An 11,912-nucleotide genomic window follows, 5' to 3' on the forward strand; every position below is an offset into this window, starting at 1 on the left:
TAAACATGATAAGAAGTAGCTATATATGGTATTTGGTATTGTTGCTGGTAATAACGGCAGGGTGCAAAAAGCCGTATAATCCACAGGTGGTGAGTGACGATAACCATTACCTGGTGGTTGAAGGAGTTATTAACAGCGGGAACGACTCCACCTTTATCAGCTTAAGCAGAACAGTTAAGGTAACAGAAGATGTAAGGACCCAGCCTGTAGTCAATTGTAAAGTTGTAGTTGAAGGCGAACAAGGTGGCAATTATACTTTGCAGCCCGGCGACGGTGGAAAATACTTTACAGGGCCCATGCATCTTGATGCTGCCAAAAAATATCGTTTGCACATTACAACACCAGATAACAAGGAATATGCGTCAGATTATGTAGAAGTAAGGCAAACACCGCCTATTGACAGCATTGGTTTTGTACTGAAGAACAACAATTTGCAGCTATATGTAAATACTCACAATGCCACAAACAACAGCCGTTATTACAGGTGGGAGTATGCAGAAGCATGGAAATTTCACGCCAAATATAATGCTGACTTTATAGCGGATAAAGTTGCCAAAGAGGTAAGAGGACGTAGAAAAGAGGAGGAAGTATATTATTGTTTTGCGGATGACAGATCGAGCAATATTATTATCGGTTCATCGGCAAAGCTTGCACAGGATGTGATATATCAAGGCCCAATCAATGCTATTCCCCGCGATGCAGAAAAGCTGGAAATGAGGTATAGCATCCTGGTAAAACAATACGCCTTAACCAAAGACGGTTACCAGTTTTGGGAAAACCTGAGAAAAAACACCGAAAAGCTGGGTAGTATATTTGATGCCCAGCCTACCCAGCTGCAAGGCAATATTCATAGTATTAATAACGCTGCCGAACCGGTGATTGGTTATGTTAGCGTAACCAACACCCAGTCAAAAAGAATATTTATTGATAACTCACAATTGCCCAATGACTGGCTTCCTAAGTATCCTTATGATTGCGGAGCGCCCGACTCGGCCTTTAATTTTAATGCTAAAAGTGGTATACATGAGGTGGATGCTTATATTATTAATGGCAGTGGGATACCATTAGCTAAAATATTTATAGCAGGCATAGCGGTTGGATATACCTATTCAACGGAATCCTGTGCTGTTTGTACAATAAGGGGCCGTATCCAGCAGCCATCATTTTGGATAGATAAAAAATAGTGGAATATATTTTTACATAAAAAATAGTACTAAACAACCAGGTATCGGTTATGAAAAAAATTAGAATGACTGTTAAGATTATAGCTTTATCTATTTCGGTTTTATTGCAGTTGCATACCAGCGGTTTTGCACAGGCAATAAATCAAATTACAAAAAGCTTTGACCAGTATCAGCAGGGAATGGTACAGGAAAAAATATTTGTTCATACTGATAAAAGTGCCTATTTGCCCGGCGAAATTTTATGGTTTAAAGTTTATAACGTAGATGCCAGTTTTCATAGGCCATTTAACTTAAGTAAAGTTGTTTATGTTGATGTAATTGATAATAACCATAATGCCATATTACAAGCCAAAATTGCAATGAAAAATGGCACTGGTAGCGGCTCGCTATATATCCCTGTATCGGTAAGCAATGGTAATTATAAATTGAGGGCGTATACCAGTTGGATGAAAAACTTCAGCCCTGATTACTATTTTGAAAAAAAGGTCATTATCGTTAATTCACTAAGATCGCCTGATGTGCAGGATAAAGAAACAGCTATAAGTTATGATGCTCAATTTTTTCCGGAAGGGGGAAATTTAGTGGCAGGTATTGCCAGTAAGGTGGCCTTTAAGGTAACAGCTTCCAATGGTATGGGTTTGGCATCCTACACAGGTGCTATTATTGATCAGCATAACGATACTGTGATGCGTTTTCAGCCATTAAAATTTGGTATAGGTAGTTTTATGTTTACACCAGCCGCAAACAATACCTACAAAGCAATTATTAAAACAGGTTACGGTAATCCGATTACTAAAGATCTGCCGGCAATTAACAACCGGGGTTACGTAATGCAACTTAAGGACAGCGGTGGCCCGCGGTTGGAAGTTACTGTAAGCAGTACTGGCATAGCAGGCGGAGAGGTATATCTTTTTGCACATACCAGGCAAATAGTTAAGATAGCCGAAACCGCGACTATTAATTCAGGAACAGCAAGTTTTACAATTGATAAAACCAAACTTGGTGAAGGTATATCACAAATTACCATTTTTAACAGCGCTAAACAGCCGGTTTGCGAGCGGCTTTATTTTAAACGAGCAAAACAACAGTTGTTGATTGAGGCTACTGCCGATCAGCCTCAGTATGCGGCACGCAAAAAAGTAAGTATAAATATTTCGGCCCAAAGCGAATCAGGTAAGCCATTACCTGCCAATTTATCCATGTCGGTTTACCGTATTGATTCATTACAGTATATAGATGCCGGAGATATTGTTAACTACCTGTTGCTAAAGTCTGATCTGCGGGGAAGCATTGAATCGCCTGATTATTACTTTAAGAATGTTAACGCCGAAACCGAAGCGGCTACAGATAACCTTATGCTTTCGCAGGGGTGGAGAAGATTTCAATGGAATAATGTACTGAGCAATACGGCGGCTGTATTTAATTTTTTACCAGAGTATAATGATCATCTTATAACCGCTAAAATAGCCAGTACAGCAACAGGGACGCCCGCAAAAGATGTAGTGGCTTATCTAAGTGTTCCGGGAAAAAGAGTGCAGCTATACGCCGCAAAAAGCGACTCATTAGGGAGGTTGATATTTAATACCAAGCAATTATTTGGTCCGGGTGAAATAATAGCTCAAACAAATTCAGAACGCGACACTACTTTTCGCATTGACGTTTTAAGTCCATTCTCTGAGCAGTATGCCAATTATATGGAGCCAAAGTTTAATTTAACACCTGGTATGCAAAAAGCAATAGAAGAACACAGCCTGGCCATGCAGGTGCAAAATGTGTATGCCGGCAACAAAATAAAGCAATTTTATGATCCCGGGGTTGATAGCTCCGGTTTTTATGGAAAACCGTATAAAACATATCTTTTAGATAATTATACACGCTTCACCACTATGGAAGAAGTATTGCGAGAGTATATAAGAGAAGTAAACGTTGTAAGATCGCAAAGGAGATACCATATAAAAGTGATAAATGAAGAAGGGTTTTTAGATGGCGACCCTTTAGTTCTGCTGGATGATGTACCAGTATTTAATATCGATAAAGTAATCGGAATCGACCCGCTAAAGGTGAAAAAGCTTGAAGTAATTAGAGACAGGTATTATTACGGCCCATCGGTTCAGGAGGGCATATTAAGTTACACCACCTACAAGGGTGACCTGGGGGGAGCCGAAATGGATCCACACGCTGTGGTGCTTGACTATGAGGGGCTGCAATTGCAAAGGGAATTTTATTCGCCGGTTTATGATACCGATATGGCAGCCAAAAGTAGAGTGCCCGATTTCAGGAACCTGTTGTACTGGCAACCCAATATTAACACAAATCCAGGTCGCAAAAGCCAATTATCATTTTATACCTCAGACCAAACCGGGAAATATGTAGGATTAGTACAGGGAATAACCCCTGATGGTGATGCCGGGGGCCAATATTTTAGCTTTGACGTGAAATAAATAAAAAAAAATAAAAAACTGCCTTGGATATACTATTTGGGCGTTTTTTGTTGATATTGAGGAGTTTATGTAACGGTAGAATGCCTCAAAACGAACTATGGCTGCTTTAAAAAAGATAATAAAACCGCTATAAATAAGTTTTTTTTAAAAACCACTTGTGTAATACAAAATGCTGCGTATATTTGCCAACCCAAACGGAGTGGTAGTTCAGCTGGTTAGAATACATGCCTGTCACGCATGGGGTCGCGGGTTCGAATCCCGTCCATTCCGCTGAAAACAATGTCAAAATTGCCTAAAAGCCTGTAAATCATCGATTTACAGGCTTTTTTGTTTGGCGAAAAACACCAAAATATGCATGTTTTAGCATAAAAAAGGTGAGCAATTCGGTGAGCATATTAAAGCTAAAAAGATGCTCACCAGAAACACCATAAGTAACTGATTTAGAAGATGTTCAGCAAGTGAACATCTTGATTGCAAGTGATGGAATAATCAATTTTGTTTCACTATTTAATTCATTTGTAATGAGAACTAACATCAATTTGCTTTTTTATTTAAAGAAGCGCTCTACCTACAAGAATGGCCCAGTGGCCATCTATCTCCGGTTTACTGTTGACGGCCAAAGAGCGGAAGCTTCAACAGGTAAAACTTGCGACCCTTCCCGCTGGAATACACAAGCAGGCCGTGCTATCGGCACCAAAGAAGACGTTCGCAGCCTAAACTCTTATCTCGACACCTTACAAGCCAAAGCCCAGGAGTTTCATCGCTGGATGACGGCTAATGACGAAATGGTTACCGCCGAAAGCCTCAAAAATCGCTTTATTGGTAAAACAGAAAAGGTACGCACCTTGGTTACCGTTTTTAAAGACCATAACCAAAAGATGCGCAGCCTGGTAGGACAGGAATTTGAGAAGAGCACACTGCAACGTTATGAAACAGCATTAATGCATACCAAAGATTTCATGCAATGGCAGCACAATGTTTCTGACATACCTATCACAAAAATCAATTTCGAATTCCTTAATGACTTTGAGTACTACCTCCGTAGCGTTCGCAAGTGCGCCAACAATTCTGCGATCAAGTACATTAAAAACTTAGGAAAAATTGTCCGTATCTGCTTAGGTAATGGCTGGCTTACGATTGATCCGTATATGAACTATAAGCCTAAAACCAAAAAAGTTCACCGGGTTGTGCTGACCAAGGAAGATCTGACGGCCATTGCAGAAAAGGAATTTTCCGTAGATCGGCTGCGCTTAGTCAGGGATATTTTTCTGTTTAGTTGTTATACCGGGCTTGCCTATGTCGATGTCAAAAAGCTTAAACGTTCCGAAATGGCCAAGGGAGTCGACGGCGACCTTTGGATCCATACCAACCGCCAAAAAACTGATACTTTATCCCGCATTCCCATTTTGCCGGCAGCATTAAAAGTTATTGAAAGATACGAGAATAACCCACAATGTATTGTCGACGATCTTTTGCTTCCGGTAATGAGTAACCAAAAAATGAATGCCTATTTAAAGGAGATAGCCGACTTGTGCGGCATTTCCAAACTACTGACTTTCCATATTGCCCGGCATACGTTCGCTACGACTGTAACGCTTAATAATGGCGTTCCGATAGAGAGTGTGGCTAAGATGATGGGGCACACCAGCATCAAGACCACACAGATCTATGCTAAGGTAATGGATCATAAGATCAGTTCTGATATGGCCGCACTTAAAGTTAAGCTGTCGGCAATTAATTAAACCCATCAATTGACAAATATTCACAAATATTAGGCAGTTTGTATAGTTTTTAGTTAATTTTGGGTATGATAAAAGAGATCAATAAAAGAGTAGTATTAGTTCATTGGAAACGCTTTGCAGGAATCGATATTGATGTATTTTCAAGCCTGAAAGGTTTTTGCGACAGCTACCCTGATTTTAATTATCATACCCTCAATAATTACCTTTCCAAGAAAAAAATCCCATTTGAAAATGACGATGTTAAAATAGAGCGGCAGCCATTGATACAAAAAATCACCAGGCCTAACCTGCCGCCTGTATTATTCTGGGATTTTGATTTTGATAAAATTGATTGGAGAAGGTCAAGGCTGACGATTATGGAGCGGGTGCTTAATAAGGGCAACAAATCAGAATGGGAAGAAATGATACGATTTTATGGAAGGGACAACCTTATCCATTCTCTGAAAGAAGAAATCAATTATTTAACCGATATGACCGTTGATGCTGTTTGTGAATATTTTCAGTTGAGCAAAAGTGAGCTCAAATGTTACACGAAGAAACAGTTAAACCAGGGACACTGGATCTAATCAAAAAGCTGATGCGAGATCAGCAGTTCAATTCTTTTCACCTAGTTGGAGGAACCGCTTTAGCACTGAAGCTTGGTCACCGGGAGTCTATAGATATAGACCTTTTTAATATCGGGGATTTTGATGGTGAGGAATTAGCGGGCCATTTGAAAAAACAATATCACGCCGAGATYAGGGGACAAAAAAACAATTACGTTAGTGGAAGTATTTTTGACGTGGATTTTGACCTGATAAGCCACAAATACCCGCCGGTTAAGCAAATTGAAACTATTCAAGGGATTCGGATGATGTCATTAGAGGATATTGCCGCGATGAAAATAAATGCTATAGTTCGTAGTGGGCATCGAATCAAGGACTTTATAGATATCCATTATCTCCTCCAGGAATTTGGTTATGAAGACATACTGGATTTTTATTGTAGTAAGTATCCTGACGTGACTCAATCCATGGCTCGGAAATCCCTTCTTTATCATAACGATATTGACTTTAGCGTTCCGGTAATTCTTATAGATAAAAGTCTAAAATGGCAGGATGTAAATAAAAGCATTACCAGCGCCATAGCCGAATATGATAGGATGCAACAAAACCCAGGATCTGATCGGGATGATGATAATTCTGAAGATATAGGACGAGGCAGAGGCGGGTATCGAAGATAAGTGACACACGTATTGTCAATTTTACAATCTGCGGAGAATAAATGCCATATTCTCCGCAGATTTGCGGAGAAAGAGCTTGGCTGTGGACGAAATACCACCTATGCATTAACGACTTAATACTTATTGCGAAATAACCAAATCACCAATTTCTAAATTCGCAAATCGCGAATTTAGAAATTGGTGATTATATTCGTATATGAAAGCACATAATGGGATGAGGCCGCATGATTTGGTCTTACTGCTGAAAATAACCTCGTCAGAAAAAAACTGGCTGAACAAAGATCTTGCAACTAGTTTATACATCAGCAATTCTGAGATCAGCGAATCCTTAAATCGTTCCATGATTGCCAAATTGATCAGTCCTGATAAACGGGTTGTTTTTAAAACTGCCCTGTATAATTTTATTGAACACGGGTTGAAATTTGTTTTCCCGGCTGAGCCAGGCGCAATTGTTCGCGGGCAGCCAACCGCACACAGCGCTCCAATTCTAAAAGATTACTTTGTATCTGATGAAACCTATGTATGGCCAAGTGCCAATGGGAAATCAAAAGGCCAGGCGATAATACCGCTATACCCCAATCAAGTAATGGCGGCAATGGATGACGAACGGCTATATGATAAACTTGCTTTAGTCGATGCAATCCGCGTGGGTAAAATTAGGGAGCAAAAAAAAGCCTTAGAGCTATTAAAAAAATCTTTTGAATTTGATTTTTGAGGAGCCAATCGAAGCCATTCTTGATAGTCAATTAGATAAATATCCGAATAAATTAGGAAAAGCGGCTGTATCATAATATATGATACAGCCGCTCTGGTGTATTAGAATCAGTTGCTGTTAAAAGATATCCTTATCTTCTTCAGTCATCCATTCATCTTCAGCCATTATAATCGGATCGAGCCAATCTGCTTTGTGCGTTGCCCAAGCCAGCCAGTCATTATTGGGGCTGGGCATTGCAGTAAGGTACTCTCGAATAAGCTGGGCTTGTTTCCAGCGCTTTGCCTGCGTTATTAACTCTTTAAAACTTTCTCGCTCTTCATGCTGGAGTGCATCACGTTTTGCCTGAAGTTTGCGTTGCTTTTCCCAGTTCTCTTGCCATATACGTGCATTTTTTAAATACTCCTCTTCTTGTTTAGCCGATATATCCAACTTAGCCATTATTTTTGGCAGCTGGTCTTCTAATAGTTTGGTTTTTGAATCTCCCCATTCACACTTTAACCTGTCATCAAGTCGAAATACTATCTTACCATTTGGCCGCCATTCAAATTCCTGATAGGGTTTATCCGCTTTGAATTTGGTTGTTCGTTCTCGAAAATTGACCCTGAGTTTTACTCCACCAACAACAATATAATTCCCATCTATAGTTATCTCATAAATGTATCCTCTGGCACGTACGCATTTAATTAAGGTATCCATAAAACGAAGTCCCCGCCCGATATTGGATGGTGCCACGCGAATGTCCAGTTGCCCTTTTGTGGTTACAGCCATTCCTGGATAATTGATATCAGTCAGTTTTTCCAAACTTTCTTTTGCGGCTATAATTAGCGGGTCAGGTTTTATCAACCGTTCTGGTACTTTAAATGGTAATTTCTTCTGTGTTATTTCCTTAACGAGCTGCACCCGCTCGGAAGCTTTTTTAACAGGTTGTTCCTGAGGCCGTTCTTTGAGTTCAATAAAATCTTGTCCATCCCATTGAGCCGGCAGCCTAGGTTGGCGTCTATGATGCCCTGCTTTAACTTTAGCCCAGGAGCCTGTTTTTGGAACAGGAATATTCATACGGAGACATATTTTACGAAAACCAACATCCGATATCTTATATTTCTTAGCAATCTCTGTCATTGGTAGCTCCCATACCATTTGGTAGATTTCTTTACGTGTAAATCGGATCATAAAACGGGCGCGGCAGATTTTAACTCATCCATGTTAAACTCACCCAGGCTTCGGAGATATTTCATCGTTATAAGTACTGATGAATGTCCCATCATTTTCTGAACCATATAAACATCCTTAGTACGACGAAATACATCTATCGCAGCGGTATGCCGAAAAGAATACAATGTCTGTTTAGGATATATCAACCCATGGCTCAATAATATTTTCTTTTCCCGTGACCATTGTTTGCTGAAGTAATCATCATTAAATGGCTCGTTAATTAAACTGAATATATTGTCATCTCTTTTAATCCCGACAAGTACTGGTTCCAATTCGTGCCTTACATAATCGGGTACATAGACAACCCGGATCTTGCCACTCTTATTCTCAGTACCATCTAAATGGATCTCGGTATTGTTAATCTTAAAATGCTTTTTGGTCAGTAGCCGTATCTCCTCATGAGGGCGCAATAAGCAGCCATAGGTCATCAGACAGCAGCGATAAAGATTGGTTTGCCTGGCTTTTAGAAAATTGAGCACAGGTTTTAGCTGATCTTTTTCATAAGCTAAATGAAGTGTAGGCTTGATTTTCTGTACTTCTGTTTTTTTGACCGTCATTAAAGATTCATCGATTAGTCGGGTAGCCGCATTAAAAAGGGAACTCAGTTCACGCCGTTTATTCATGTAGCTCGTTGGAGATGAATTGTAGCGTTGGAGAAATTCTTCAATTGTAGATGTCTTTAATTTCTTGATTGACATTTCACGGCCTTCTGGCCCTAAAAAGATCATGAACTGATTGTAGGCATAACGAAGGCTATCTCTGTGCAGTTTACTGATATCGGATGTAAGTTTTCTGTCGAGCGCCTGCTGAAAAAGCAAGCCAATGGATTTGTTATTTTTTTTAATTTTCATCCGGCAAACATGCGCTTATAGCACATATCGACTTTATTAAATTCTTTTTCTTTTTTGACAGCTATGAACAATACAGCCTTAATCACCATGTAAGCAACTAAAAGCAAAGCCGGATAAAATGTCAAGGGCGAGCCGGCCGCTGAAAGCGAACAATACGGCTCGCTTGTATACCCTTGACATTTTATTCCGGCGTGGGCTACCTTTGCGATAGTGGTGAGTAAGGTAATTACATGGTATTAATTTATTTGTTGGTTGCCCATCTAACTAATCAGGAACAACGCTTTCTTGCAGTTTTTTAAAGGCTTCCAAGAAAAAATGAGTTGCGAATTTTTTTAAATCCTCCCGGGAGGGCAAGGGACTTTTTGTCATACAAAAAGACATCTTGCAGTTACAAAAGCAACATGTTTTTTGATAATGATTTTTAAGTTAATTGATGCTTCGTAAAACTGAGAGGGTGATTTCAGGCACCATTTAAAAGCCGTTTTCGAGATTCTCGAAAACGGCTGGTTTAGTTTGGGGGCTTAGATAGGAAGATAACCTGATCGCAAGATTTGCATATCGCAAGTTTTAGCGATAATGTGATCGTGGGATTTACGGATTACAAGATCTATCGATTTCATGATCATAAGATTGATAGATTTATGCTATCTCCTCATGCCAGGAGATCAGGCTGCCTTTTATAGGATGGTAAGATGGGCTATATTTAATATAACCTAATTCAACCAACTTCTTAATACATTTATGATAGGTAGCAGTAGATGCAATATTGCTATAAGACATCAATATCCTACGATTAACGGAAAAAGGAGTAATTCCACCATTCTGCTGCAAGCAGATAAATAAAGCATTATAAAGACTTGAATGACTCATAAATAAAAGGGGATCTTTCTTCATTTTCATAACCCGCTCATTGTATACCTTGAATTTGTTGATTTTTACAGATGATGTCATTGTTTGCCTCCTTCCAGGACTCTTTGAATGTCCTCCAGCTTGTAATACATCATACCGCCCACTTTGGTAAATGAAAGTGTGCCATTAATGCGCAGGTTTTGTAACGTGCCTGGTGAGATGCTGAGCAACTTTCTTACCTCGTTGCTTTTTACCCATTGTTTTGCCGCCTGCTGAGTCGGGTTTAGGACTTCTTTTAAGTCCCTGATAAGATCATTCTTGAATTCCAAGAGATCTTGTTTGGTGATAATTTCTATCGCCGCCATAATAAAAAAATAAGGTGAACTTGAACTTTACGAAATGACCACGGGCCTGTTCCCGTATTCATAAAGCTGCGATCAGCATCGCATTTAGGCCCCGCGAAACTTAATTTCGCTTAATTGGGCGGGCATACATCAGGTAGTATACGCCTTAGGCATATCAAAGATAGTAATTGTTTTTTTTATTGAAAGGGCAAGTTAATCAATCAAAAAATATTGCTTAATAATAACAAAGAAATATTTCATCGTTGACGATGTTCTTTAACCTATTGGTTATGTATGGAAGTAAAAATGTGGTGGCTTATGACTTAATGAGAGATTTAAAAAGCTCATTTAATAAAATATTGTATGAAAAGTTGGTGAACAACTCATTTTATACTCGCCGCCTTATCCTTCTCTCTATGGCTTTATGATGGAAACTAAAAAATGGCCACTACTTTGCTTCACAGCCATCGATTGGCATAATATGAAAACGGTGAAGGCTTTTAAGGACTTGTGGAATTGCATTATCCCTACGGCATTAATATTTAAACCCCTTTAATTTAACATTCTTGGTTATTATTCACTTTCAGTATATTAGACGACTGAACCTTAAATAAATATTAATGCGCATAGGTATTATTAGTGATATACATTGTAGACATAGCACTTCATTTGATAAAGTAAATACCAACCTTTTTTCAGACAAGCTAAGAAAACCGTTTAAACAGCATCCTGTCCAATCTTTTATTCAATTTATTGACAAAGAAAAATTAAAGGTTGATTACCTGATTTGTCCCGGTGATATTACTGATAAAGCAGATAAGCAAGGATTTATTACAGGATGGTCTTTTCTAGAGGAAATTCAACGGTATTTAGATGCTAAAGAATTACTCGCCTGTCTTGGTAATCATGATGTTGATTCTCATAAAAAGCACAGCTCATACGATTCGTTTGAGGTACCTAAAAAAATAAAAGACAATTTTCCGTTTAAGGAAAGAGCTCATAGAGACGCCTATTATGCTAATTCGTTCGTACTGATAAAACAAGAAGAAGTTGTATTCTTTGTATTTAACAGCGTTCATAGTCACACCAATTCAATCGATGCAAAAAATTCTATAATTACGGATGAAATGTTGGAAGACATCGAGGCGGAACTTATGACTATTGGTGATGAAATCGCATATAAGATAGCTTTTACGCATCATCATCCGATTAAGCATTCTAACGCCGGGTTTGTGTATAAGGATACAGATGTGATTGAAAAAGGAGAAAAATTAATAGAATTATTGGAAAAATATAATTTTCAAGTAATTATTCATGGACATAAGCATGAACCTAGGATTGTAAGGTATAAC

At 39.0% G+C, this 11,912-nt stretch carries 11 protein-coding genes and 1 tRNA gene; 8 read left to right on the forward strand and 4 right to left on the reverse strand.

Annotated elements, in window-relative coordinates; all coding sequences use genetic code 11:
* Positions 1–5: 5 nt before the first annotated feature.
* The 7 genes from AC1DRQ_RS09335 to AC1DRQ_RS09365 all read left to right on the forward strand — a co-directional run bounded on the left by AC1DRQ_RS09335 (position 6) and on the right by AC1DRQ_RS09365 (position 7,304).
* Positions 6–1,184 (forward strand): DUF4249 domain-containing protein, encoded by a 1,179-nt coding sequence (locus AC1DRQ_RS09335; RefSeq protein ID WP_429399700.1) that lies wholly within the window; start codon positions 6–8, stop codon positions 1,182–1,184.
* Positions 1,185–1,234: 50 nt separating this feature from the next.
* Positions 1,235–3,625, forward strand: a complete 2,391-nt coding sequence (locus tag AC1DRQ_RS09340; RefSeq protein ID WP_477423854.1) for a hypothetical protein — start codon at positions 1,235–1,237, stop codon at positions 3,623–3,625.
* Positions 3,626–3,821: 196 nt separating this feature from the next.
* Positions 3,822–3,895: transfer RNA gene (locus AC1DRQ_RS09345), tRNA-Asp, on the forward strand.
* Between the two features lie 251 nt (positions 3,896–4,146).
* On the forward strand, positions 4,147–5,367 hold the full coding sequence (locus AC1DRQ_RS09350; protein ID WP_477423856.1) for a site-specific integrase: 1,221 nt from the start codon (positions 4,147–4,149) through the stop codon (positions 5,365–5,367).
* A 65-nt stretch (positions 5,368–5,432) separates the two neighbouring features.
* Positions 5,433–5,933: a DUF6922 domain-containing protein gene (locus AC1DRQ_RS09355; protein WP_477423858.1), complete on the forward strand. Its 501-nt coding sequence runs from the start codon at positions 5,433–5,435 to the stop codon at positions 5,931–5,933.
* On the forward strand, positions 5,891–6,589 hold the full coding sequence (locus AC1DRQ_RS09360) for a nucleotidyl transferase AbiEii/AbiGii toxin family protein (protein ID WP_477423860.1): 699 nt from the start codon (positions 5,891–5,893) through the stop codon (positions 6,587–6,589). The genes AC1DRQ_RS09355 and AC1DRQ_RS09360 overlap by 43 nt, the downstream gene beginning before the upstream one ends.
* Positions 6,590–6,785: 196 nt before the next feature.
* The gene (locus AC1DRQ_RS09365; RefSeq protein ID WP_477423862.1) at positions 6,786–7,304 is read left to right on the forward strand and encodes a hypothetical protein; all 519 of its coding nucleotides are present in this window, start codon (positions 6,786–6,788) and stop codon (positions 7,302–7,304) included.
* Between the two features lie 117 nt (positions 7,305–7,421).
* On the opposite strand, the gene AC1DRQ_RS09370 is transcribed toward AC1DRQ_RS09365, so the two are convergent.
* From AC1DRQ_RS09370 to AC1DRQ_RS09385, 4 genes are all read right to left on the reverse strand, one after another.
* A complete protein-coding gene (locus AC1DRQ_RS09370) occupies positions 7,422–8,423 on the reverse strand; it encodes a hypothetical protein (RefSeq protein ID WP_477423864.1) in 1,002 nt (333 codons plus the stop codon).
* 47 nt (positions 8,424–8,470) lie between these two features.
* Positions 8,471–9,367 (reverse strand): tyrosine-type recombinase/integrase, encoded by an 897-nt coding sequence (locus tag AC1DRQ_RS09375; protein ID WP_477423866.1) that lies wholly within the window; start codon positions 9,365–9,367, stop codon positions 8,471–8,473.
* Positions 9,368–10,006: 639 nt separating this feature from the next.
* On the reverse strand, positions 10,007–10,261 hold the full coding sequence (locus AC1DRQ_RS09380) for a hypothetical protein (RefSeq protein WP_477423868.1): 255 nt from the start codon (positions 10,259–10,261) through the stop codon (positions 10,007–10,009).
* A gap of 53 nt (positions 10,262–10,314) precedes the next feature.
* Positions 10,315–10,581 carry a helix-turn-helix domain-containing protein gene (locus AC1DRQ_RS09385; protein ID WP_477423870.1) on the reverse strand — a complete coding sequence of 89 codons (267 nt, stop codon included), beginning with the start codon at positions 10,579–10,581 and terminating at the stop codon, positions 10,315–10,317.
* A 599-nt stretch (positions 10,582–11,180) separates the two neighbouring features.
* Between AC1DRQ_RS09385 and AC1DRQ_RS09390 the strand changes: the two genes are divergently transcribed.
* The coding region (locus AC1DRQ_RS09390; RefSeq protein ID WP_477423872.1) for a metallophosphoesterase family protein at positions 11,181–11,912 on the forward strand (732 nt) is incomplete at its 3' end.

This window comes from Mucilaginibacter sp. P4_E8, from assembly GCF_056401495.1.

Coding starts and splice junctions, on each gene's coding strand:
- AC1DRQ_RS09335 (WP_429399700.1), top strand. CDS start 6: ATGATAAGAAGTAGCTATATATGGTATTTGGTATTGTTGCTGGTAATA.
- AC1DRQ_RS09340 (WP_477423854.1), top strand. CDS start 1,235: ATGAAAAAAATTAGAATGACTGTTAAGATTATAGCTTTATCTATTTCG.
- AC1DRQ_RS09350 (WP_477423856.1), top strand. CDS start 4,147: ATGAGAACTAACATCAATTTGCTTTTTTATTTAAAGAAGCGCTCTACC.
- AC1DRQ_RS09355 (WP_477423858.1), top strand. CDS start 5,433: ATGATAAAAGAGATCAATAAAAGAGTAGTATTAGTTCATTGGAAACGC.
- AC1DRQ_RS09365 (WP_477423862.1), top strand. CDS start 6,786: ATGAAAGCACATAATGGGATGAGGCCGCATGATTTGGTCTTACTGCTG.
- AC1DRQ_RS09370 (WP_477423864.1), bottom strand. CDS start 8,423: ATGACAGAGATTGCTAAGAAATATAAGATATCGGATGTTGGTTTTCGT.
- AC1DRQ_RS09375 (WP_477423866.1), bottom strand. CDS start 9,367: ATGAAAATTAAAAAAAATAACAAATCCATTGGCTTGCTTTTTCAGCAG.
- AC1DRQ_RS09380 (WP_477423868.1), bottom strand. CDS start 10,261: ATGAAGAAAGATCCCCTTTTATTTATGAGTCATTCAAGTCTTTATAAT.
- AC1DRQ_RS09385 (WP_477423870.1), bottom strand. CDS start 10,581: ATGGCGGCGATAGAAATTATCACCAAACAAGATCTCTTGGAATTCAAG.